The organism is uncultured Tenacibaculum sp., assembly GCF_947502995.1.
Lineage (GTDB): Bacteria > Bacteroidota > Bacteroidia > Flavobacteriales > Flavobacteriaceae > Polaribacter.
The window spans coordinates 121456-144556 of the sequence record NZ_CANNBW010000009.1 but is presented as its reverse complement, the minus strand read 5'-3'; the positions used below and the strand labels follow the sequence as shown (position 1 = coordinate 144556).

The window sequence follows — 23101 nt, the reverse complement described above, 5'->3', positions numbered from 1 at the left end:
AATAATTTTGTACTCAATCTTTAGTTCTGAAACAGGCTCAATAAAACTAATCTGAAAACCTTAACTGACAAATTCTCTTCTTTTAACACTAAAAATATAAATACGTTACTAATTAAAAATAATGGATGGTAATTCTCATTTTACTTACATAAAACACTTTATGGAAGATCAAGAAACGAATCAATTATTAGTTGATTCGTTAAAACTAAAACTTGAAAAAAACAACTACGAAGTTGAATACGGAGATAGAAGTGATCTTTTGTTAGTGAATTCAAATATTTTAATCGAAACAGCCATACCGAAAGGAAGTTATCATCCTTCAACTCTTCCTGTAAATTTCATTACTAAAAATGAAAAATATTTCCCTAACGGAATAACATCTAACTTAGTTGGATTTGGAGATACCAAAAAACAAAAAATTGAAACGATATGTGATAAATATTTAAATGAAATATTAATAGTTTTAGTAGATAGCTTTTCTGATGAAAAAAGTAAACATTTAAAAAAATCTATTTCTAATACTCATAATTCTTTCTGGTTACCAATAGTTAGTAAAAATATTTATGAAGGAACTTTAAGTAAATCATTTGAAAAAAGAAGTTTATTCTCAATAATAAAACCTAATTTAATTGATAAATCCACAAACAAAAGCTTCAATTGGATTCAATTAAGCATCACTTGGAATTTATCAGATAATATACGTTGTGAATCTCATTTTAATGGCGAGTGGTGGACTGAAGGATATGATTTAATAAAATCTTATGCTGAATCTCAAAAAAACATGAACCAATATTTCACTCAAAAACAGTTTATAGTATTAAAAGAATTAAAAAAGTGATTAAAATAAAGTATAACATTAACTATTCATAGATTAATTTTTTACTTAAACTTCGTAAATCAAAAAATCATTTCTTTTTAATTAATTTTACAAATAAAATTGTAAGTAACAATATTTGAAGACAACTACAGATTTTCAGTTTCGGATGATAAAAACATCAAACTAAATTTTGAAGAAACATTTGATAAATATTTAGCAGAATAAAAACTAATCGCTACAAAATGAGGCAACATATATCATTAATAATCTTTTGCTTATCAATATTTAGCACAAAAGCTCAAGTAACAATTGAAAATAATCAGGAAAGAATTTTGAAAGAACAAAATAAGATTACTTCTGATCTTAAATATTTTTTCTCAGATTGTTTACTTAACAATAATTGTGATGATTGTATAAATGATTTGGTTTCAAAAGCAAAAAATGAATATCAAAAATATTTAATTGGAGGAGCTTTATATAATATTGATCCTAAAACTTCATATGAATTACATAAATCAGCTTATCAAAAACATCCAAATGAATTGAATTTCAATTTAGAATATGCAATCGAAAGTCATCGAATAGGAGATTATAAAAATGCAATCAAACATTATGAGATTTACAAGCAGAATAAAGAAAAAGATTATAGAGTTGATGTTTGGTTAAGTGAATGTTATTTGAATATAGATAATTACTCCAAAGCAATTCAACATTGGAAAAAAGCAAAACATTCAAAAAATCACACAGGAATTGATAAAGCTATTTACATTATCCATGGAAAAGCTAATCAAATTAAAAAGCGTTCTGATTTAATAACAAAAATTAAATCTAAAGATTCTAAAAGTGCGTATGAACTGATATTTTTAGATATGAATTGGGAATTAGACTGGTGGAATAATAATATCCAAAAATATTTTTTAGAAAAAGATTTAAACACAATTAAAAATACGTTCGGTTCAGAGAGTCAAGAATATCTACAAGTATTAGCTTACAGTAAAATTAAGTTACTGTCTAAAAAACACCCATCTAAAGATTCAATAGAGAAAAAATTACTAGATGCTAAATTGATTTTAGAAAATAATCTAATGCCCATTAATGGAAAAATTGCTTCTGATTTATTAAGGATATTATTTATCAATAAATCACTTGACGAAAAACTTTTTTTTGAAAAAAGAGGTAAGGAAATAATTGAATTAGCGGATAAATATAAAGATGTAGAATTGCTTAATATTTATGCTTATTTAGAAGCTGTTTCAACTGGACGAGTTTCTGAAAAAACTGACAAAAAAGGGTGGAATGAATATTTAAGTGAAAAATTCGCGATAAGCTATTTTATTGGTTTAGCGGATAAAAACAGATATGACAATCCTGATCTCGCAAAGGCTTTGAAGGACTTCCCTAATTCTTCGAAAATTCATTGGGTAAAACTTAATTGTGCAAAAATTGAGGGAAGAAATATAAAACCAGACTTAATTAAAACACTAAAAAAAGAATTCAAAACTCTAGGTTCTGATCAAAGTAAATATTCTTATGCTCTAAAAAATTATTTTTATTTACTGGAAAATGAGATTTCAAATTAACAATTACTATGATGGAGAAAGAGGAAATAGAAAGCTAAAAGAACAATTTGTGTTTTCTTACAATTACTCTCCAGGATTATTAGGTGAAATGCCACTTGTTGATTTATTTGTAAAAAAAGACATGAATTTTGTTCTTCACCTTTTCTTCCATGATAAGAAAATAGAAAATGAATTGCTTAAAACCCCAAAAAACTATCGAATAGAACATTATCAAGAAAGTAAATTGCCGTACAATGTGAGAGTGAAACTTTCAAAAATTTTGAAAAATGACTTCATTCTAAAAGAATCATATTTAAACGATAAAAATACTTTTGGAATACTAGATAGAACACACATTGGCAGTAAAATTAATCACTTAAACGGTAACTTTTCAGTTGATTTAAGTCCTGACACAATAGATAAAACAAAATTCAAATCGAAATCTGAAGTTGACTTTTTACAATTAATTGAAGTTGTAGAAAAATGGTTAAATAACTTAGTAAAAAGTACTATAAACTTATATGAAGTCGAATAAAAACCGTATTCAACAAAATAACAACCAACTACTTATAAATTTCTGTTTTTAGAAAACATCACTATACTTAAATTCAGCTCTTTTAATTAACTTTACCAATAAAAATTGTAAATATGAAAATTAGAGAAGCACTTAAAAACGACTATACTATTTCAACCGACAAGGATAAATTAGATATTTTAAGTATTCACAAATTCCTTGCTAACGAAACTGACTGGGCTAAAGGGATTCCAATCGACACGTTAAAAATATCAATTGAAAATTCATTGAATTTTGGTCTTTATTACAAAAATAAACAGATTGGTTTTGCTAGAATAATTTCAGACTTCTCCACTATTGCGTATTTAGGAGATGTATATATTTTAGATGAATATAGAGGAAAAGGGTTAAGCAAATGGTTAATTAATGAAATAATGACACATCCTAATCTTCAAGGATTAAGACGCTGGATTTTATTAACCAATACGGCCGAATGGCTTTATAAAAAGTTTGGGTTTACAGAAGTACCAAATCCAGAATTTTATATGGAGAAACATAACCCAAATGTGTACAATAATACAAACACCATTAACTTATAAAAACACTACAATAAAATATGCGCATTTACTTGTAGATTTGTTTCGCAATACAAATAACATGTACCAAAAACTGAAGGTTTTTAGTTAATTTTATAGCTAAAATCTCCAATAATAATTCATGTTATGTTGTCTCAAATAAAAGAATATGTACGAAAGCGAAGTATATCTTAAATATGTGAAATTAGCAATAGAATAAAAAGAGATCTTAAAATTGCTAAACTCATACATTTATCCAAGCCAAACTTTGTAAAAAAGAAATTAAGTCAGAAAAGATATAGTATTAAGAAAAATCAAATTATTCGAAGTATGTATGTTCACCTAAATATTTTGAGCAAATCATTCAAAAATGCGAGGAATTAAACATAGATATTAAAACGATAAATAACTGCATTAAAACGTTAAATTAAGATTCAAATTTTTAATCATTTATAATGACACAGAAAACAAATAAAATAAAAGAAGCTGTACTAAAAAATATTACCCAAGTTATTTTAATTGTTTTTAGTGTAGTTCTTGGTTTATATTTAAGTGAACGAATAGAAGATAACAAAAACAAAAAGGAAGCAATAAAACTACTGTCTAAGATTAAGTCTGAACTAAAAGAGAACAAGAAACTTTTAGATTATTGGGTTCCTTATCACGAAAGTGCAGTTAAAAGTTTAGATAGTCTTACTAAAAATGAACTTTTTATCGAAGATTTTATTAAAGACAACTCAACTCTACATAGAATATTTTCTAGAGGAACTATTATGGGAGAAATGCCTGCAAACGACGCATGGGATATCGCAAAGTCTAATCCTTTAATTGTAAATTTTGAATATGATAAACTACTTGTGTTATCAAAAATATATAAGCAACAAGAAGCTACATACGGTTCTTTTTCAACAATGATCGAGTTACTACTTTCACCTGATTTAAATACTAAAGAAAGCGCTAAAAGAAATTTACAATTATTTAAAAATCAACTACAAGATATTACTCATAGAGAACTTCAATTAGTGAGATTTTACAATGAAGCAGAAATGATTTTAAAATATCAAAATAATTAAGAGAGGCTTATATTCATAAAATCAATGAATTTAATTTGAATTTTAACCCATAATAAAAAAAGCTTGAATAAGATATTAAATATATATCCAGTAATAGAAATGAGCCCTTGGCGAGTTGACAAAAATGCTGATTTAAAAGACAACGAAAATTATGAACAATTTGCTTTAAATATTTTTAATAAAGCAGGCATTACGTCTGTAAATAGAATAGATAAACATGCTTATAGTTCAATAATTTTATCTGACATAAACAATGAGGATTTGAGTATTTTAATTCAAAAAGAACTTGCAGATGCAGAAATTCCTGAAAATGGTTTAGAAAATGTTGATGATTTTGAAGGTGGACTTGTGTTTAAGTTTGAAAATGGTGAAGTTATAAATCATAGCTGTTGTGGTAGTATTTCTGATTATAAAAATTGGTTAGAACTAATAGAAAAGAAACCTAAAGAATGGATGGAAATCTGGATTGGACATCCTTGGGTATATGCTAAAGTTATAAACGATAAAATCTTTATTACAGATTACTTAGATGAAACAAACCCATTACCTAAGACTAATGATTTTAAATTTGAAGTTGATTTTTATGAGTTTGAAAACAAATTATTAAGTGCTATTGCAGAACTTAAAAATTTTAAAAAGCGAATTCGAGTAGTTTTAACTAATGAAAATCACAAATTTGCAAATGAATTATCTGAATTGTTAATAGAAAACGAACAAGAAAACACAAACTAAAAAAATGAAATTCAATTAACCTTTTTAAAAAACCATAAACCTTACTTATTTTCAACTATTTAAAAGACAAAATATTTTTAGAGACATAAAAATACTATGAATTAAAATGAAAAATAAAATTCTATCTACTTTAATTATCTTTTTATTTAATTATTTAAGCTTTTCTCAATCTTTAAATTCTGATCAGTTTGAATCTGAGATTTCTAATTGTTATTATCAAAAATATAATGCTATAGTTATCGATTTAAAACATGAATTACTTCAATTTGAAAAGTATCTAATTAAAACAGGGCAATTAAAAGATAGTTCTGGCGAAAGTTATATTGAAATCTTTAAAAAAATAGTCAAGTTAAACAACGTTCCTTTTCTAATAGATTTGAATAAATATGATATTAAAAATAATACTCCAGAAAACTATCCTCTTTTTACAAAATGTTTTCACTCTAAAATAAACGATAAGAATCTTAAAAACAGCGGCTCTAAATTGAATGATATTTTTTCTGTAATGAAAAAAGTTTCTAAAAATCCAGAAAACAGTCTGTCTGAATTTGCTAAAGGTATACTTACAGTTTTGAACGCTGAAGATTTTGAAAAAGAGTTTTTTAAAATATGGGCTTTAAATACATTTTACTTTACATCTGATCTTTCAACTGATTAGCACTATCTACAAATAAAAAAATTACATAAAACTCACCTATTATCGTTAGTTGAAAGAGAAAACCTAACAAGAAAGTTCATTTAGTTTATCTATATTTATAAACTAATCAAAAATTAAATTCATAATGGAAAAAGAAAACAAATCATTAAACACAAAAAGTATGTTTATTGGAGGAATCATAGGAGTTATTTTATATAAAATCGTTGTTGATTTAATCTGGCCTATGATTTTTGCATAATTTATTTTGATTCAGAAGCAAAACCAACTAAAAAACTAGTTTAACTAATTTTTTAGTTATATTTGAATTCATCTTATAAACAGATAATTGCATGAATTCTAAGAAAACTTTCCAAATACTTTTAATCAGTATTATATCTTTAAGTCTCTCTAGCTGTGTAAAATCAAAAGGAGTAATACAGAAAATCGATTTCAAAAATGAATACAAGTTTTCTTCTGAAATTGAAGAAAAAGTAGCTAAAGATACCGTTCCTTGGAAATACCAAATCTCTGCTTCTGACTATGCCGCAAAAGGTGATTATAAAAATGCTTTAAAGCATTGGGATTTAGCAATGAAACCTCGAGAGGAAACATTTTCTCAGACTGAAATAGATTCTATAAATAAGAAATACACTACCGTAAACGCTCGTGATTATATTGTTAAAAGCGCAAAAGAAAACCAAATTATAATTATAAATGAAGCGCATCATAATTCACAACATCGAATGTTTACTAAATCACTTCTTCAAAAACTATTTGATATTGGATATAAAAATTTAGGTCTCGAAGCATTAACAAATAACAGTTCAAATTTGGCTTTAAACAAGCGAAAATATCCTATTTATAAAACTGGGTATTACACAAAAGATCCTCAATTTGGTAATCTCATAAGAGAAGCATTAGATATCGGTTATAACGTTTTTCCTTATGAACAAACAACAAATAAAAATGGAAAATTAAGAGAAATAGAACAGGCTAAAAATATTCAGAAAATAATCTCTCAAAAACCAAACGAAAAGTTTTTAATTCACTGTGGTTACGATCATGCATTAGAAGGCATTCATAAATCTTGGGAAAAAGCAATGGCTGAACGATTAAATGAATATACAGGGATTAATCCGTTAACTATAAATCAAGTTTTTTATAGTGAAAAAAGTGACTCAAAAAATAATCATCCGTTTTTAAAAGCTTTAAATATTAAAGAAACATCTATTGTTATTGATGATAATAATACACCTGTAAAATACGAACGAGGAAATGCTTGGTCTGATATTGCTATATTTCATCCTAATACGAAATATATAAATGGTCGACCTAGTTGGTTATTTAGTAATGAAAATAAAAACGTTTCTATTAAACTAGAAAGTATCATTATAGATTATCCTGTTATGGTTTTAGCCTTTAAAAAAGGGGAAGACATAAATTCAGCTATTCCAATAGATATCACTGAAATGAATGCGCAAAATAAACCATGTAACCTTGGACTTAAACAAGGAGAATACACCATAGTTGTTACCAACAAAAAAGAGTCGATAAAATTCGAAAAAATTGTAAAATGATAATCTCTTTTTCAAAAAAAACGAAAAAACAGAAACCTAAACATCTATTTTTCTGGAAATTACACAACACCATTAAGTTTAATTATATTTATAATCTAAAGAAATCAACAATTTTTAAGCTAAAAATAAGAACATGAAAAAACTTACTTCTATCCTGATTTTATGCATAACAATTTACAGTTGCTCCGATTATAAACAAAACGAAAAAGTAAATAACGAATTAAATCTACTACGAACAGAACTTGATAGTTTAAAGAAATTGAATACAGTTGAAAATCAAATTGCAACATTCTTAACGTTTCAGAAAGAAAACGCAGAACAAGCGATGAATTTTTATGTAGAATTATTCGATAACTCAAAAATCATAAATATAAAACGTTGGGGAAAGGATGGTCCGGGAAAAGAAGGAACCATAATGCATGCTACATTTAATTTAAATGGTAAATTATTTATGTGCAGTGACAGTCCGGCAATTCATGACTGGGATTTTACTCCTGCTGTCTCAAATTATGTTGAATGTGTTAGCACGAAACAGCTTGAACATTTTTTCACGAAACTATCTGATAACGGAAAAGTAATGATGCCTTTGGGTAACTACGGTTTCAGTCAAAAATTTGGTTTTGTTGTAGATCAATTTGGTGTTTCTTGGCAACTTAATTTACAGTAAACTAGAAAAACTATATTCCTAGTTTTCAAAAAACATACAAAGATTAAAATTGCAAATAATTAAATAAAAAATACTATGAATAAATTCGATTTCGAAAACAGTATATCTAAAGATAAAAACTATCTATTAAATTTATCTGAAGGAAATAATCATTCTAATGACTTCACTTACCTACTTGAAAACTTTTGCGGAACCATTATTAAAAATATTTCAGAAATAAATACTGCTAAAAGAAATAGACTTTACGTTGTAGGAAATATTGAAAAAATTAAAAATGAAGATCGAAATATTCTTGTAATTAAAGATTATTCTAGTAATTATGAGAACATAAATCTTTCTAATTTTTCTATAATAAATATTGGACAAGTACCCATAAACATTCATAATGCTGGAGTATTTTATCCGCGTTATTTTAATGATGATGATTTCTTTTCTAAAATAAAGTCAGAACATAATTTTCAAAGTCTTACAGAATCAAATAAACAATCGACTGCTTTAAGAAAAGGAATTTATTTAAGTAAAGTTATAAAAGATGATAAAGAAGCTTTACACTTTAATCTATTAAGATGTTCTAGTAATTTAACTGGACCTACAGACAACTTTAGAAAAACAGATAATTATATTATCAATTCATTAAATGAAACGATACAATTTGATTTTGAGAAAAAAACAACTTTAAACCATGTGTTAGCTCAAATTTATCTGAACAAAAAAAATGATTCAAATTCAAAAGAAACAAAAGCAAAAATTAGTGCACACTCTGATAAAACCAAAGATATGGCAGAAGAAGGACTAATTACATTTTGTACTTTTTATGACAAAGCTAATTTTGAACATTTAACAGAATCTAAAACCGATAAATTCGATTGGGTCTACAAAAAATCAAGTGGATTAACGAGATTGTTATTTAAACTAAAAAAAACAGTTAATGATCCATCTCTTGTAAAAGAATTTAGTATTACTCTTTATCCTAACTCTGTCTTTTCTATACCACTTTCTACGAACAGACTTTACACTCACGAAATAAAACCTTCTGTACTAGGAATTGATAAAATCCCTGTTAGAATGGGCTATGTAATTCGATGTTCTAATTTAGAAGCTGTATACAAAGACAATGAAACTTTTATTAAAGAAAATGATAATCTTATAAAATTACATCCGATGGATAGTGATAACTTACAAAACTTAAGAGATTCATATTATCAAGAAAATAAAACTGAAGAAAAAGTAGCCTATGGAAAAATTCATTTCAGTATGAATTCAGGTGATTACGAAAAACCTATCTACTAAATATTAAAAACTATTTTTTTTAATGAATCAAGAAAACTTCATTAAAGTTAACTTAGAATTTGATAGTAACTTATTTAGTGAATTATCAAGTCAGATCAACTTTGAAAATGTTGGAAAAGGGCGATTAGCAAATCATTTAGTAAAATCTAATGATGAAGCTATTCCGATAGTTAGAACAACAACTCAATACAGCATTCCAGCGCATCATTTTTCATCTACTCATGATAAGATTATTGAAAACATTAATAATAGTATTAGTGATTTTGGACCTATTTCATTTAATAATGCATTAATTGAGATTTACGACAATAGTTATAAAAAAATGAAATATCATTCAGATCAAGCATTAGATTTAGCTCCAAACTCGTATATAGCTCTATATTCTTGTTATGAAAACCCTGAAGAATTAACAGCACAAGCTATTAGAAAATTAAAAGTAAAGAATAAAACATCTGAAGAAGAATTTGAAATTTCTTTAACTCATAATTCTTTAGTTTTATTTTCTTTAACTACTAATTCTAAATTTTACCATAAAATCGTTTTAGAACAAGTTCCAAAACAAAAACCATTAACTTCAGAAAATAAATGGCTAGGAATTACATTTCGAAAGTCTAAAACTTTTATAAAATTTAAAAATGATTTAGCTTATTTTGAAAATAATAAATTATTAGAATTAGCTAACGACGCTCAAAAAAAGGAGTATTTTATGTTAAGAGGAAAAGAAAACAGAAGTTTAAATTTTAATTATCCAGAATTAAACTATACACTTAGTAAAGCAGATCTAATACTTCCCAAGATGGTTAAATAAAACTCAAAAAAGCTATGAATAAAATAATAACCGTTATTTATTTCCTATTTACGTTCACAAGTATATATTCTCAAGAGAATTATGTGAAATTACCCAATATAAAAACCAACTGCCCTACTTATATTATTAATAATGATATTATTTCTGACGATAAAATTATTATAAATAAAAGAAAACTCGTGACAGAAATCAGTGTGCTAAAAAGGAAAATTAATCGTAAAAAATATAAATTCTTTAATCTTTCTGAAAATGGAATTATTCTTATTGATTTAAATGATAAAATTCCATTTAAAACTCAAGCTGAATTAAATATTTTCTTGGGATTACCTAAAAACAATGAAGTTTATATTAACGGATATTTACTAGAACATTCAGAATATAAAATTGCAACTATAAGTATTAAAGAAATCGAATTGATTGAGCCTAATACAATTAATAAACTTAAGACTAAAGTGATTAATGTTTGGACTTTAACTCCAAAAGAAAGAGCAAATGGTTGTAGTAAACAAAATGTTAAGTAACAATCAGAAAACATTCTTATTTTAGTACAAAAAAGCTAGCTTTAAAAAGAAATGGGATACCAATCAATAGTTCACGGCAGAATATTACTTGATGGAGATTTTGAAGAATCTCAACAGTTTATTCGTTCTCTTGGAAACGATAAAACCTTTCCTAAAATAAGTACAAATATGTTTGGGTTAGGTATTACTCAACCAACTTATTATGAAGATCCTGTTATTGTTTTGGGAGCAACATATAAACAGGTCGAATATGACTGGACAAGCTTTATTTTAAAATTTGAACATATACTAAGAAATGTAAAATTCGACACAGCAAAAATTCAGTTAGAAACTGAAATTATGGGAACATATAATTTCTTTTGGAAATCTAAAGAGTCGAATACCTCTTTTAGACCTGAAGAGAAATTAATAGAAACCGATGAATGGTTTTTTGGATATGGAAACCGAGATAGATGGGGATATTTTGATACAGATATAGAAGATCATCAAATACTACATGATTTTGAATATCCAATTATATTCTCTAATGATCAAAAAGAAGCTTTTCAAAAAATAATTGATGCTGTTGGTCATATCTATAAACAAAAAGTTTATCCTTATCATCAAGAATTAAAATTTAGTGAAACTTATAATTTGTTATTTCCTTTACTAAATAAATTAAGCTTTGAAAGAAAAATAGACTTTGGTTTTGATGTAGAAAAAGATAAAGAAGGAATTCCAATAATTACATCGAAAAAATTTTACATCATTTTTAATGAAAAAATAAACATAAATGGGATATAATATTTCAGGATTAGTAATTGATAAAAATTACGAAAATAATATTGAAGCACTCGAAACTATTTTAGGTGAAAAATTAATTTTTAGCACAAAAGTAGATTTTGAAAGTGGCTCTGAAAACTGGAAAGAAGATAATTATTGTGATATTTATTTCTCTGAAAAAGGCACATTAATCTTTACTTCGATAGATAGAGCAATTGCTCAATTTAAAATTAAAAAACAAAAAGCATTTTCTTTTGCTTTATCTGAAATGACAATGACTTTTGCCGTGAATTATACCGAAAATGGTAACATTGTTAGAAGTTTTGCTGAAACTGAAGATGAAGTAAGACATCAAGAAGTTGGTGAGAAACTCGATTTTGAAAAAACAGAAAGTGATCCTTCTGAATTAATTTATCATCTCATTGAAAAAACTTTAGGTAAGAAATTTTGGGATATCGATTTAGATGAAAACTGTTATAGGTATCATTTTGAATCTCAAAATATCTCATCTGAAAAAGATACTACAGAAAATAATTACAACACAAGCAAAAAACCTTGGTGGAAGTTTTGGTAGTGTGATAACTCATCAATAGTAAAAAAACAAAAACTCTATGAAACAACCACTTTTCTATCTTATAGGATTTAATAAAAATTATACTGGAGGCTTTTCTTTAGAAGCTTCAATTTTTCAAAGATTCAGTTTTACAGGTGACGATTTTAAGCCTAGTGAACACAAAAAGAAAATCTTTAATAAACTAGTTTTAATTTGTGAACAAACACTAAAGGAACACAAATTAAAAAACGACATCTCAATAGAATATTGGGAAAATGAACAAGGAGCTATTTTACACTCAAAAAATATAACAACTTTAATTTGTGATTTTTTTAAATCTCAAGAGAGTTACGGCCAAGCTGGTCAATTAATATTGGATCAATACATTTTTGAAGATTTTGAGAGAAATAACATAGAATCGTTTTCTTATCAACAAAGATTAAGTTTTCTTCTTGGAGTTTTTGATAGTAATGGAAATGACAATACAATATCTTTTTACAACGATTATCAAAAATGTATATTAACTCATTACACTCTAAAGTGTTTTGGCGACGAAAATGATGAAATTGTAATGAAATCATACTTTAAAACTCCGTTTTCAGATCATATTACCATAAACAAAAATGGAGGTATTTGGCGTTTACTTAAAAGTAAAATGAATGCATAAATTCTTCTGTTATATTTAAATAAACTTTTAAATCTTAGATGTAATTCTGCGAAAAATGAAAAAGATATTAATTCTACTAATCGTTTTAATTGGATTCTCTTCTTGCAAACAATCAAAAGAAAAGAAAGTAATAGTTTCTAAAAAAACTAAATACTCGGAAATTATTAAAAACGACTATCAACTTTATACACCTAATGATAAAGTAAATGCTGTTTTAATACTTTTCGGAGGATTTCCAGAAACTGCTGACGATGTAAAAAGAGAATTTAAAATTATAGATACTGCTAAAGAGCATAATATTGCTGTTATTCTCTCTAATTTTAATCAGAAATTATGGCTTGAAGAAAATGAAAAGTATCTGTTAGCAGAAAAACTACAGAACATAATTATAGATCATAATTTACCAACTGAAAATATCTTTATTGGCGGTTTTTCTAGTGGAGGAAATGTCAGCCTTTTAATTAGTAATTACATTGTTGGAATGAAACAGTTTTTTATTGACCCTAAAGGTGTATTTATCGTAGATTCACCAATAGATTTAGTTGCTTTATATAAATCTTCAGAAAAAAATATAGCTCGTAATTTTTCTAATCCTTCAGTTCAAGAAAGTACTTGGCTTATAAAAACACTGGGAGAAAACTTCGGAAACCCAAAAGACAGTATAAAAGAGTATGAAGAAAAGGCTATATACACATATGAAACTAATACTATTTCTAATTTAAAAAAATTAAAAAGAAAGAAAATTAGATTTTATACAGAACCAGATACTTTATGGTGGAAAAAGAACAGAATGGCTAGTTATGATCAAACCAATGCTTTTTACATTGAAAAGTTGTCTGAAAACTTAAAAGCTAAAGGTTTTGAGCAAGTTGAATATATTACGACTCATAATAAAGGGTACCGAGCTAATGGAAAAAGGCATCCGCATAGTTGGTCTATTATTGATAAAAGTGATTTTATACAATGGATACTAGCTAAGTAATCATGAATTTTTGAAATGACTAAACAAATCAGTGATACTTTAATTTATAAGGAAAACGAATATTACTTAAACAATGAAATATTAGAGTATTATTTTAGAGAATTTCCAGATAAAAAACCTGAAATAAAAGGCGTTATGACAGCCTGTTGGAGAGGCTATATTGCTACTTTTGAAATTTTGAACAATGAACTAAAAATAAAAGAAATAGATTGGTTAATTTTCGGAAATCAATCTGTAAATGATGAAGTATATCCTTTTTCTAATGGTGATACATATAGTTGGTTTTCTGGCTTTATTAGAATTGATTTGTTTAAAGGTGAATTTGATGATGAAAAAGATGAGAATGGAATTTATGAATTATTAGAAATTAGAGAAGGTAATTTAGTAGAACACTGGAAATTTACTTACTCAGAATTTCTCGAATTTAAAGAAGTTCTCTTTAGTTTATTTATAGAAACTGAAGATTATAAAAAGTTGTTCAAACAATGGGAAGAAAGAAACCCTGGAATTACAAAAGAAAGAATCAATCAGCTCATATTTGATCGCATTGTAAGTAATGTGCGAAAAATATAATCTTAAATTATCTAAAAAATTAAACTTGTTATGTGTAAAAAAGATTTAAAAATACATTTCTGTACTTGTTCAAATAAACAAGAAGTCGATATCGATTTTCCTGATGAAGTTGAACAACTTTATCAACATAAAAAAAATGAAGCTACTAATGCTTTACTTCAAAAAGATGGATCATATAACGAAATTTATTACAAATGGACACTTTCTTATTTTGAAGAGGAAATAGACAAAAGAAGAGTAATGGGAATGATGGTTTATCCACAAAGAAATATGAATGACGAACTTTGTGCTGAAAACATTTTAGAAACTTTAAACTCAGAGAATTGTTTCGATTTTGAATATACTCCTCAAGAAAAAGATTTTATTAAAATAGAAAAGAAATATAAATTCGTTGAACTAGAAGGAAATAGAAGACCTTTTTTAATGGATTATATATCTTTTAAATTTGAAAATGGGCAATGGGAATTTGGAACCTATCCTATGCATTATATGCACAAACGAATAGAAATTGGAAAAGTAAAAACGTCTAAAAATTAAATGAGAAAATACTCAGTAATTTATAAAGACAAATTTGGCGAAGAAGAAACTGAAATTACTTCTGACGGAAGTACCATGTTTTTAACACTTCGAAATATTGATTTTGAAGGCAGTGATTTTGAAAGTTTAGAAGGAAAAATAGATACAAATAAGTTTCAATATGAAATGTATCAAAACGGATTAGGCGATTTAACTAACTTCATTATGGAGGTTACTATTCCTATTAAAATTTCTCATGAAGAGAAGATTCAAACTGAAAAAATTCGATTTATAGTTGAAGTTGGTGAAGATCTAGATTTTAATAGTTTAAATCCGATCTTATATACTGTTGAATTAAATACTTCCTACGGAAAATTTACTTCAAAGAGAAAAATTGACTGGTTTGAAAATTCAATCATTGAAATACAAAATCTATTACCCAATCGAACTCAAATAAAAACGTGTTTAAGTTGCAAATATGCTAACTATCATCCTGTAGGAAATGGAATGTTTGGCTCTTTATATTGTTTTAAAAAAATGAAAAAGAAACTAAAAGCAATTAAAGACAAACATGATTTAATGGACTTATGGACTGAAGAAGCAGTAAAAAATAATGATATTTTTAATGTTCAAGAAGTTTTTGATTGTTCAGAACATGAATTTATAACCCCACAAGACTGGACATATAAAGATTGGGATTACAAAACCAATCAGGTATAACATACTTTACCCTAAAGAACTCAAACTTCTATTATTTTTATTTAATTATATTGCTAAAAAAACAAAAACTTAATCGATTAATATAGGTACAAGCTATGAAAAAAAACATCTATATAATACTATTACTTTTAGTCTTATCTAACTGTCAAAAAACTGATAACTCATTAGAAACGTTAGTCAAAAAAACAATACAAACCAAAGATTGGCTATTACTTAAAGATTTCATCAGTGAAGAAATAAAATGTGAAATTTGTATTGACAAACAAACATTGATTCAGTCTCAAAATTTTCCTAACAGAATAGATACCATACATAAATCATTAGCTATTTTTAATAAAGAAATAGTCCTGTCTAAAAAACTTCCTTATTTATTTAATAGAATTAATGAGTTCGATATTAAATCTATATACAACTCAGGAAATATTTACAATAACAAAAATGAATTCGAAATTCATATTCCTAAAAAAGATGGAACTCAAATAGATTTACATTTTAAAAAAATTAATAACAAAAGTAAGTTAGTAGCTATATATAAAACACCTTAGATAAAATTAAATGAAACGAAGTATCACTCTTCTCCTATTTGTTCTTAGTGCATTTTGTTTTAGTCAAAACAACTTAAAAGAACAGCTAGAAGTTATTGAAAAGAAAATTAAATCTGTTAGTATTACTGATTTTCAAAAACTTGAAGTTGATTTAGATAACGATAATGATTTAGATTATATTTATTTGTATGCTTGTGCTGAACCTAACTGTATTGAAGTCTATTTAAATATAAATCAGAATTTAAAAAAAGTAATTCATGAATTCTGCAATAATTATTACTTGTACGATGGAAAGCAAAAAGATTTAGTTGTAAAACAAAATCATTGTTGTGGAGAAAGTCCTTTTACTTCTCATAGAGTTTTCAATTTTCAATCTGACACTCTAATCATTAAAGAAAACTATGTTATTTTCAATGAGAGTTATGAGCTTTTAAAACCTGAAACAAAACTACCTAAAACATATACTGTTAAGACAATAAATGATAATTACAATATTCGATTCTCTCCAAATATTAAAAAATATTCAGAAAGTGAATCTGCGTTTTCCTGTGTAACAAATACTAATATTATAGGAAAATTAAAAAAAGGGAGCACAATAAAAGTTTTATCGGAATTAATTAAGAAAGAGAGAATCTGGCTGTTTGTAGAAATAGAAAGTGAAAGTTTAAATAATACACTTTGTTACAATCCTATAAACTATGAATTTAAAAAACAAAAACTTAGAGGTTGGATTAGTAATAATTTTGTAGAAAAAATATAATTAACTGATGAAAATTAAATGTAATTGTGGTTTTTATATAGTAGATAATACAGATTCTTTAACAAACAAAGGCTATTTGATTTCAGATACACAATGGTTTAACTTTTGGGATGCAATTGATAATTATGAAGATATCGCTTTTGTATACATCAACGGCAATAAAGTAAAATTTAAACCGGCTAAAAATCAATCGGAATATAAATAAGGAATGAAGCTTCAGTGGATAAATGATGATTACAAAATATATTTTAATCTGAAAGAAGTTGGTCAAATTGATGAAACTTGGCAAAAAGAAGGAAAAATGATATTAAAATCGAAAGATGGCTTTATTTTAGAACTGAATATTTATGGAGAATGTGGTTGTTAAAAAAAGTTTTTTTATCATTCTCAAATGATAAATAATGTGATTTATAAAATTATTTTTTAATAAAAATGAAAAAACTCTTATCAGTTAACATACATAATAAAAAAAGAATTTATGGTTTAGACATCTTAAGAGCAATCGCAATACTTTTTGTTGTTATTGAACATGGTAAACATTTATTACCTTCTAGGCTTAATATATTACATGAAATATTTGTGTTCGATGGTGTTACTATATTTTTTGTTTTAAGTGGTTTTTTAATTGGTGGAATTCTAATTAAACTGTTTGAAACTAAAAAACCTTCTAAAAAACTTCTCTTAAGTTTTTGGCTTAGAAGATGGTTTAGAACATTACCAAATTATTTTTTAATTCTGCTTACATTACTTGGTTTTAATTGGCTTTATAATGACGGTATCAAAATTTCAGAAGTTAAAAGGTATTTTATTTTTTCTCAAAATTTATTTTATGAACACCCTAACTTTTTTCCTGAAGCTTGGAGTTTAAGTATTGAGGAATGGTTTTATTTAATTATTCCAATAATTATTTTTTTTCTTATAAATTTTTTAAAAGTAAAAACTAAACAAACATTCTTAATAACTACAATTTTCTTTTTAGTTATTGTTATACTTTTTAGATTATTTAAATACACCCAAATCGAAATAAATTCTATTTATGAATGGGATAAATTATTTCGAAAACAAGTAATCACTAGATTAGACAGTATAATGTATGGCGTTTTATCAGCTTTCATTAATTATTATTCAAAAACATTTTGGGTAAAACATAAAAACTCTTTCTTGCTAATAGGTATATTAATATTCATAATAACAAAAGTATTATTTGTAACGAAAGTCATCTCTTTTAACAGTTTATACAATAGTATTTTTTCTTTTTCTATTACTTCTATTGCTACAGCTTTACTTCTTCCTTATTTAAGTAATTTAAAATCTGGATCTGGAAGAATTCATTCAACTATAACTTTAATAAGTTTAATATCATACTCTATGTATTTATTAAATTTCTCTGTAGTTCAATTAAATATTATAAATAAAATATCATGGATGAGTTTGTTTGAAAACATTTACATCATTGTTTTCTTAAAGTACTTTATGTACTGGGGAATAACAATAATAGGTTCAATTATAATTTATAAATATTATGAAGTTCCAACTACTAAATTTCGTGATAGTAAGAGAATAAAAAAATATTTTTATAACCTTGATTAAACTAAGTAAAAAACTACAATAGGAATTAAACTTTACTTATGATTTAAGTATCTTGCGACACTTAAATTCACTGAATTAATTGCTAAAATCTATAAACAACCAAAGCAAATACTTGAAAACCATTTCTAGTAACAAAAAACAACTATGAAAAAAACACAAATCATTAAAAAATCAACAATGAAAAAACAATCTCTACTTAAGTTTTTAACTCTTTTTTTATTATCTGTTACAACAATAAGTTGCTCTAGCGAAAGTGATAATGATTTAACTCAAAATGATGCTAATGGAAAAATCACTATTAAAAATAAAACTTACGATTTAAAATCTTTAGTTTATAATGAATTTGGCAATACTAAAGAATTTACATTTTTTAACGTTCCGGAAACTGATATTAATAGTAATGAAATTGTAAAATCAGACTATTTAAGAGTTTTAATTTCTTATGTAAATGATCAAAACATACAAACAGGAACTGTACTAAATGTTGTAGCAAGATGTGAAATAAGCTTAATTGATGTAAATAAAGGAACCGTTAATTCTGAAGAATTTTTATTGTATGATTCTGGAGGTAGTAACCCTGATTTATTATTAGAAACTTCTGAAATGACAATAAATAACTTACAAGATAATATGGTTACGTTAAATTTCAATTTTAAAAGAGCTGACGGAACTACAATTACCGGAAACTATAATGGTGAATTATAAAAAACGAATCTAAAGTTCAATTAAATGTATCAGGTTATTTTGACCATATTCAAAAGATCACTTCAACTATTGATTTTATTTATTGGCTTAAATTGTTTAGGACAAACTCCACGAGCCTTAACAAAAAAAGATGTTGTACAAATAGAAACCTTAATTAAATTATCTACAAAAGATCTTAGTAGTAAAATTGAATCTGACAATCTGCTTTATAAGAACTTTGTGATAGATACTTTTAAAATTGAAGAAAGACAACGATTAAAATTAGACATTGATTACACCACAAGTGGAATGATAAATTCCACAATAGATGCAAATAAAGAATACGATAAATTATTAAATAAATATTATCAAATACTTTTAAGAAGCCTAAAAAAAGAAGATCAGCAAATACTAAGACAATCACAAAGAAACTGGTTAAAATTTAGAGATAGTGAATTGAAGTTAAATAGCACTTTAACCGATACATATTATTCTGGTGGAGGAACAATTCAAGGCGTAATTGAAGCTTCAAGAATTACAGAACTTACACGAAATAGAGTTATAGAACTTTATCACTACATCAGTAGAAAAATGTGATAATTAAAACACAAAATTCAAAAATTATATTCACGCATGATTAAGAAATATTACGTTATTATAGGGTTTCTTTTTATTATATCCTTTTCATCTTGTTCATCAAGCGAAGACACTAATCATTTAGATTCAAAATTTACTCTGAATGATACAGAATATTCAACTCCAAATGGACATTTAATAACATTAGTTAACAATCCTACAAGTAGTACACAAGCTCTTTTTAATGTTCTCTATCTTCTTGATGGAAAAATACTTAATAATGAATTTAAGGGAGATGGATGCGATTATTCAAATAACGTAACAAGCGGCGTTATTATAGGATTAGTTACAGGTTATGAAGAAGAGTTTTTCTTACCATCTGGCACGTATAATTATGGAGAATCTAATAGTTCTTCTTACATAGCTCCATCTTTTATAATTACAGATGTTGTTGTTGAAAATAATTGTACAGTAAGTTCTAACTCAATTGGACAACAACAAATAATTAATGGAGTTGTAAACGTTGAACGTTCAGATAATATTTTTACAATTAATTATACTTTTGAAACTCGCGATTTCGGAAATATTCAAGGAAAATATGTAGGACCTCTTCAACAGGTAGAACGTATATAAGTTTTCAATTTTAATTAAGAATTAAAATTCTTTCGCCAAGCTAGTAAAATGAGTAAACCAAACTTCAAAAAAGATAAAATCTCAATTCAGCATATTGGGAAACAAAGATTTTGGTTTGGTGTAATTGCTGGTGTAATATCTGCTTTTGCTATTTCGTTAATCTTTAATCGAATGAGAGAAACTATTCGATTTATTTCAGGAGTTTCTATAGACTTGGTGATTTTAAAAGAAGATGAACTTCTTTTCTTTAATTACTTTTTTGCTGCTTTGGCGTCATCCTTAGGATTTTCAATAACCATTTGGGTGTGGATGAGGAGTAAAATTCACCAAAGAAAAAAGTATAAACGTTATAAAGAACAAGCAAAAACACAAGCTTTATTCTTCTTTTGGACTATCTTATTCTTAACTGCTCAATTAAGTTATCTATTATTGTTCGTAGCACTTGCTGGTGTTTCTAGTTTAGATTTACCTATAGATTTATATAAAGATCATTGGTTATTATTTGTTTTAACTCCAATAGTTATCTTTTTACAAAATTGGTTTTCTGTTAGGCTTATTTATAAATCTGGTGCATGGATATTCTTTTCCTTTTGTTTTTCAATTATTCTCACATTCATACTTCAGTATACAACTACTGTAAATCAAAATGAAATAAATTCTATATACTTTACAAGCTATAAAAGTGCATACGAATACATCGATAAAGAAACTCAAAAAGCAAAGGAAAATTATGGAATTGAATTTTCAGAAAAAGATATAGAGGTTTTAAAACAATGGAATACTCAAGCTTCAATACAACAAGTAAGATCGATTAAGTTAAATTTTGAAGAAAAGGATTCTGTAGATTTAAAAACGATAATTCTTGAAAAAATCATCATTCATAATTATAAACATCGAGATAAATATCGACATTCAGATCAACGTAATCCTTTTGTAAACTGGCATTATGCACTTCCAAAAGATATTTCAAAACAACTTAGTTCTTTTGATGTCAACTCTAACGAAACTAAAGAACTTTTTGAAGTTTTAAAAGAGCTAATTATTCTAGTAAATAAGTCAAAATTAGAATCTAACAGCGCTAACAACTCAACATATTTTAATCTTGAAAAATACAATTCAGAATACAAGGTTAATGTGGAAGTAATTAGGGAATTAAAAAAAGTATGTGACAGCTTAAAAAAAACAAACACATATACCAACTTTTGCAAAACACTGCCTGAAATTCAAAGCAATCAAAACACCAATTAACAAAGTCTAAATTTTAACTTTTTTTAAAACTTTCTTGTGACGTCTTCATAACAAATTTAGGTTTATTTGTATCATAAATATTATATCATAGCACTAAAAAAGTTTTATGAATATTAAACAGTTATCATTGTTTTTAACCAATGCTAACGAAATTAACTTCCGTCATCAATTAATCAATAAATCATGAATAAAATCACCTTTTTATCAATTTTAAATATTCTGGTTTTAAGCTTAAATGCTAATAGTCAAACTAAGCAAGATTCCTTAGCTATTAAACAAGTAGCTTTAGATTATATCGAATCTCAGCATAACGTAAAACCTAAGCAATTTGAAAGAGCTGCGCATCCAAGAATGGTAAAGAGAACTTTCTGGAAAAATAAACAAACGAATAAAGAGTATTTAAGAGAAACGTTTACAGATGCTATGATTTTATTAGCTGAAAGCTATAATAAGAATCAAGATAAGTTTCCTGAAAAGCCAAAAAAAAAGATTATCATTCTAGATATTTTTAACAAAATAGCTTCTGTAAAATTAGTTGCTGATGATTGGGTAGATTATATGCACATTATAAAACTGAATGGCAAATGGCAATTGGTTAATGTACTTTGGCAATTCAATGAGTCAAAATCTCATTAATATTATAAAGTAAAACATAAAATTATGCCGCACTGCATTATTGAGTTTTCTAACGACTTAAATACACAAATAAAAGAAACTGTAAAAAAAGTTACTGCTGATATAGAAAGCTCAGGACTTTTTGATAGACGAACCATTAAAACTAGAGCTATTCCTATCGATAATTACTTAGTTGGTGGAACAGAAGAATCATTTATTCATATTACAGTAAAAATGTTGGAAGGAAGAAGTAATGTTCAGAAAAAAGAATTAAGTCAGTGTATTTTGAGAAGTGTGATGAAATTATATGACATCGAAAATATATCGGTTGAAATTATGGATTTACACACCTATAGTTATTCAAAAAAAGAAATAGTTTAAAAGAAAAAATTAAGGTAAAATGACACTAAAAGAGCGATTAAACAAACATAATTACGCATTACCAGAAGCTTCTACTCCAGGCGGAAGTTATGTTTCTGTAAACATTAGAGAAAATATTGCATATGTTGCAATTCAGTTTCCTATTTGGAATGAAGAGTATAAATATCAAGGTCGGTTAGGTAGTGAAATTTCAACTGAAGAAGGATACAAAGCAATGGAAATATGCGCTTTAAATGTATTAGCTCAAATTGAAAAGAATGTTGGTATTGATAATATCATCGGATTAAATCATATTGATGCTTATTTTCAATCAGCTGAAAATTGGGATGAATCTCCTAAAGTTGTAAATGGTGCATCGGATCTTTTTTTAAAAATACTAGAACAAAAAGGTCAACACTCAAGAGCAATCTTTGGTGTTCACAAACTTCCTAGAAATTTTAGTGTCGGACTTACAGCTACATTTACAATAAAACCATTCATTTTTTAAAGAAAAACTTTATTTATAATTATTTAGATAAAAAATAAG

At 26.1% G+C, this 23101-nt stretch carries 31 protein-coding genes; all 31 read left to right on the top strand.

Annotated elements, in window-relative coordinates:
• The first annotated feature begins 121 nt into the window (after window positions 1-121).
• The 31 genes from Q1A46_RS09245 to Q1A46_RS09095 all read left to right on the top strand — a co-directional run bounded on the left by Q1A46_RS09245 (window position 122) and on the right by Q1A46_RS09095 (window position 23062).
• Window positions 122-838, top strand: coding sequence for a DUF6348 family protein (locus Q1A46_RS09245; protein ID WP_299677065.1), 717 nt, complete (start codon window positions 122-124; stop codon window positions 836-838).
• 221 nt (window positions 839-1059) lie between these two features.
• A complete protein-coding gene (locus Q1A46_RS09240) occupies window positions 1060-2397 on the top strand; it encodes a M48 family metallopeptidase (RefSeq protein WP_299677063.1) in 1338 nt (445 codons plus the stop codon).
• The gene (locus Q1A46_RS09235; protein ID WP_299677061.1) at window positions 2381-2911 is read left to right on the top strand and encodes a hypothetical protein; all 531 of its coding nucleotides are present in this window, start codon (window positions 2381-2383) and stop codon (window positions 2909-2911) included. Before Q1A46_RS09240 ends, Q1A46_RS09235 begins: the two co-directional genes overlap by 17 nt.
• 113 nt (window positions 2912-3024) lie before the next feature.
• Window positions 3025-3489 carry a GNAT family N-acetyltransferase gene (locus Q1A46_RS09230; RefSeq protein WP_299677059.1) on the top strand — a complete coding sequence of 155 codons (465 nt, stop codon included), beginning with the start codon at window positions 3025-3027 and terminating at the stop codon, window positions 3487-3489.
• A 431-nt stretch (window positions 3490-3920) separates the two neighbouring features.
• Window positions 3921-4538, top strand: a complete 618-nt coding sequence (locus tag Q1A46_RS09225) for a hypothetical protein (RefSeq protein ID WP_299677056.1) — start codon at window positions 3921-3923, stop codon at window positions 4536-4538.
• A gap of 63 nt (window positions 4539-4601) precedes the next feature.
• The gene (locus Q1A46_RS09220) at window positions 4602-5270 is read left to right on the top strand and encodes a hypothetical protein (protein ID WP_299677053.1); all 669 of its coding nucleotides are present in this window, start codon (window positions 4602-4604) and stop codon (window positions 5268-5270) included.
• Between the two features lie 106 nt (window positions 5271-5376).
• The gene (locus tag Q1A46_RS09215) at window positions 5377-5928 is read left to right on the top strand and encodes a hypothetical protein (protein WP_299677050.1); all 552 of its coding nucleotides are present in this window, start codon (window positions 5377-5379) and stop codon (window positions 5926-5928) included.
• Window positions 5929-6257: 329 nt separating this feature from the next.
• Window positions 6258-7484: a hypothetical protein gene (locus Q1A46_RS09210; protein WP_299677047.1), complete on the top strand. Its 1227-nt coding sequence runs from the start codon at window positions 6258-6260 to the stop codon at window positions 7482-7484.
• Between the two features lie 133 nt (window positions 7485-7617).
• Complete coding sequence (locus Q1A46_RS09205) at window positions 7618-8151, top strand: VOC family protein (protein ID WP_299677044.1); 534 nt, start codon at window positions 7618-7620, stop codon at window positions 8149-8151.
• A gap of 75 nt (window positions 8152-8226) precedes the next feature.
• Window positions 8227-9441 (top strand): hypothetical protein, encoded by a 1215-nt coding sequence (locus tag Q1A46_RS09200; RefSeq protein WP_299677041.1) that lies wholly within the window; start codon window positions 8227-8229, stop codon window positions 9439-9441.
• A gap of 22 nt (window positions 9442-9463) precedes the next feature.
• The gene (locus Q1A46_RS09195; RefSeq protein WP_299677039.1) at window positions 9464-10249 is read left to right on the top strand and encodes an alpha-ketoglutarate-dependent dioxygenase AlkB; all 786 of its coding nucleotides are present in this window, start codon (window positions 9464-9466) and stop codon (window positions 10247-10249) included.
• Between the two features lie 14 nt (window positions 10250-10263).
• On the top strand, window positions 10264-10770 hold the full coding sequence (locus Q1A46_RS09190) for a hypothetical protein (RefSeq protein ID WP_299677036.1): 507 nt from the start codon (window positions 10264-10266) through the stop codon (window positions 10768-10770).
• 51 nt (window positions 10771-10821) lie between these two features.
• Window positions 10822-11553, top strand: coding sequence for a hypothetical protein (locus tag Q1A46_RS09185; RefSeq protein ID WP_299677033.1), 732 nt, complete (start codon window positions 10822-10824; stop codon window positions 11551-11553).
• Window positions 11543-12106, top strand: coding sequence for a hypothetical protein (locus Q1A46_RS09180; protein ID WP_299677030.1), 564 nt, complete (start codon window positions 11543-11545; stop codon window positions 12104-12106). Before Q1A46_RS09185 ends, Q1A46_RS09180 begins: the two co-directional genes overlap by 11 nt.
• Window positions 12107-12143: 37 nt before the next feature.
• Window positions 12144-12752 carry a hypothetical protein gene (locus Q1A46_RS09175; protein WP_299677027.1) on the top strand — a complete coding sequence of 203 codons (609 nt, stop codon included), beginning with the start codon at window positions 12144-12146 and terminating at the stop codon, window positions 12750-12752.
• 55 nt (window positions 12753-12807) lie between these two features.
• Window positions 12808-13734, top strand: coding sequence for a hypothetical protein (locus Q1A46_RS09170; protein WP_299677024.1), 927 nt, complete (start codon window positions 12808-12810; stop codon window positions 13732-13734).
• 15 nt (window positions 13735-13749) lie between these two features.
• Complete coding sequence (locus Q1A46_RS09165) at window positions 13750-14307, top strand: hypothetical protein (RefSeq protein ID WP_299677021.1); 558 nt, start codon at window positions 13750-13752, stop codon at window positions 14305-14307.
• A gap of 30 nt (window positions 14308-14337) precedes the next feature.
• On the top strand, window positions 14338-14844 hold the full coding sequence (locus Q1A46_RS09160) for a hypothetical protein (RefSeq protein ID WP_299677018.1): 507 nt from the start codon (window positions 14338-14340) through the stop codon (window positions 14842-14844).
• A complete protein-coding gene (locus Q1A46_RS09155; RefSeq protein ID WP_299677016.1) occupies window positions 14845-15543 on the top strand; it encodes a DUF6304 family protein in 699 nt (232 codons plus the stop codon). It begins immediately after the preceding gene.
• Window positions 15544-15638: 95 nt separating this feature from the next.
• A complete protein-coding gene (locus Q1A46_RS09150; RefSeq protein ID WP_299677013.1) occupies window positions 15639-16088 on the top strand; it encodes a hypothetical protein in 450 nt (149 codons plus the stop codon).
• A 10-nt stretch (window positions 16089-16098) separates the two neighbouring features.
• Window positions 16099-16848 (top strand): hypothetical protein, encoded by a 750-nt coding sequence (locus tag Q1A46_RS09145; RefSeq protein ID WP_299677010.1) that lies wholly within the window; start codon window positions 16099-16101, stop codon window positions 16846-16848.
• Between the two features lie 7 nt (window positions 16849-16855).
• Complete coding sequence (locus Q1A46_RS09140) at window positions 16856-17053, top strand: hypothetical protein (RefSeq protein WP_299677007.1); 198 nt, start codon at window positions 16856-16858, stop codon at window positions 17051-17053.
• 3 nt (window positions 17054-17056) lie between these two features.
• Complete coding sequence (locus Q1A46_RS09135) at window positions 17057-17215, top strand: hypothetical protein (protein WP_299677004.1); 159 nt, start codon at window positions 17057-17059, stop codon at window positions 17213-17215.
• A gap of 65 nt (window positions 17216-17280) precedes the next feature.
• Window positions 17281-18438 carry an acyltransferase gene (locus Q1A46_RS09130; protein ID WP_299677001.1) on the top strand — a complete coding sequence of 386 codons (1158 nt, stop codon included), beginning with the start codon at window positions 17281-17283 and terminating at the stop codon, window positions 18436-18438.
• A gap of 177 nt (window positions 18439-18615) precedes the next feature.
• Window positions 18616-19143: a hypothetical protein gene (locus tag Q1A46_RS09125; RefSeq protein ID WP_299676998.1), complete on the top strand. Its 528-nt coding sequence runs from the start codon at window positions 18616-18618 to the stop codon at window positions 19141-19143.
• Window positions 19144-19212: 69 nt separating this feature from the next.
• Window positions 19213-19719 (top strand): lysozyme inhibitor LprI family protein, encoded by a 507-nt coding sequence (locus Q1A46_RS09120; protein WP_299676995.1) that lies wholly within the window; start codon window positions 19213-19215, stop codon window positions 19717-19719.
• A 36-nt stretch (window positions 19720-19755) separates the two neighbouring features.
• Window positions 19756-20331 (top strand): hypothetical protein, encoded by a 576-nt coding sequence (locus Q1A46_RS09115; protein ID WP_299676992.1) that lies wholly within the window; start codon window positions 19756-19758, stop codon window positions 20329-20331.
• 48 nt (window positions 20332-20379) lie between these two features.
• A complete protein-coding gene (locus Q1A46_RS09110) occupies window positions 20380-21579 on the top strand; it encodes a hypothetical protein (protein ID WP_299676989.1) in 1200 nt (399 codons plus the stop codon).
• 183 nt (window positions 21580-21762) lie between these two features.
• Entirely contained in the window at window positions 21763-22215 is a 453-nt protein-coding gene (locus Q1A46_RS09105) for a nuclear transport factor 2 family protein (protein ID WP_299676986.1), read from the top strand.
• A gap of 24 nt (window positions 22216-22239) precedes the next feature.
• Window positions 22240-22575 carry a 5-carboxymethyl-2-hydroxymuconate Delta-isomerase gene (locus tag Q1A46_RS09100; RefSeq protein ID WP_299676983.1) on the top strand — a complete coding sequence of 112 codons (336 nt, stop codon included), beginning with the start codon at window positions 22240-22242 and terminating at the stop codon, window positions 22573-22575.
• Window positions 22576-22594: 19 nt separating this feature from the next.
• Entirely contained in the window at window positions 22595-23062 is a 468-nt protein-coding gene (locus Q1A46_RS09095; RefSeq protein WP_299676980.1) for a RidA family protein, read from the top strand.
• Window positions 23063-23101: the final 39 nt, after the last annotated feature.